The following is a 1223-nucleotide window of genomic DNA, read 5'->3' as shown; positions in this document are numbered from 1 at the left end:
GAGGCGGCGCTGGCTGCGGCCGTGGTCGACCTCGGCGACAAGGGCGCGTCCGATGGTATGGAGATGGACGCCAACGGCCGGCTGTATGCGAGCGACTACGAGCACAACGCCATCCATGCCCGCGATGCGCAGGGGCGCTGGACGACTGTGGTGCACGACCCGCGCATCCTGTGGCCGGATACCTTGTCGATGGGGCCCGATGGCTATCTGTACTTCACCGCCAACCAGCTGCATCGGCAAGCCGGATTCAATGGCGGCGCGGATCGGCGGCAGACGCCGTACATGGTGTATCGCACTCGGGTGGATGCGAAGCCTGCGCCAACGCGGTGAAGTGATCGGGGCAGAATGTGGACGATGAAAATGCCTACGGGTCGTTGAGGGCGCCCCCGATGGCAACGCGCTGACGGCGGCGACATGCTGAAGTGCATGTCTGCCTTCTTCAACCCAGTCCGCCACGTGCAGGCTGCACTTCGTGTGCTGCTACCGCTCCGCTGCCTGGTCTGCGGTGACCCGGGCCACGATGGGCTGGACCTCTGCGCTGCATGCCTGGCCGAACTTCCGTGGTCCGGCCGCGCCTGCCTGCGCTGCGCATTGCCGCTGCCCGACAACGCGTTGATCGTCTGCGGAACCTGCCGCGAGGAGGTACCGCCACAGGCCGCCACGCATGCCAGCCTGCTGTACCTGCCGCCTGTGGATCAGCTGCTGGTGCGCTACAAATTTCATCAGGATCTCGCAGCCGGACGCCTGCTCGCGCAACTGATGCAGCGCGCGCCGCCGCCCTGGTGGTGTCCGCCACTGGTGCCGGTTCCGTTGCACAATCGCCGGTTGCGCCAGCGCGGCTACAACCAGGCGGGCGAGCTATGCCGGTTGCTGCCGATGCCGGTCTGGCAAGGGCTGTACCGGCGCCGCCACACCGCACCGCAGTCCGAACGCACGGCCGAACAACGCAGGGAAAATCTGTTCGATGCGTTTGCTATCCGTGGTCCGGTGCCCACGCGGCTGACCGTGGTCGATGACGTGATGACCACCGGCAGCACGGTGATGGAGGTCGCCGAGACGCTGCGCCTGGTCGGCGCTGCGGAGGTGCGCGTGTGGGTATGCGCGCGGGTGCCGTGATCGCTCCCTTCATCGACAGGGGCTAGGATGCGTCAGGTTCCGGATCGAAGGAGTGGCCATGAATTCCCCCTTGTCTCCCTTGTTGTCGGCGGTCGGCCGTAGCTGGT

At 66.6% G+C, this 1223-nt stretch carries 1 protein-coding gene and 1 pseudogene; both read left to right on the top strand.

Annotation, left to right across the window (positions count from 1 at the left end; all coding sequences use genetic code 11):
* Positions 1-330: pseudogene (locus tag ACGFU6_RS39300) on the top strand (gluconolaconase); the annotation flags it as partial.
* 96 nt (positions 331-426) lie between these two features.
* On the top strand, positions 427-1116 hold the full coding sequence (locus ACGFU6_RS39295; RefSeq protein WP_053451396.1) for a ComF family protein: 690 nt from the start codon (positions 427-429) through the stop codon (positions 1114-1116).
* The last annotated feature ends 107 nt before the right edge of the window (positions 1117-1223 follow it).

Source organism: Streptomyces sp. NPDC048462, from assembly GCF_043200175.1.
GTDB lineage: Bacteria > Actinomycetota > Actinomycetes > Streptomycetales > Streptomycetaceae > Streptomyces.
Note: the sequence above shows the minus strand (reverse complement) of the source record. Positions and strands in the feature narration are given on the sequence as shown.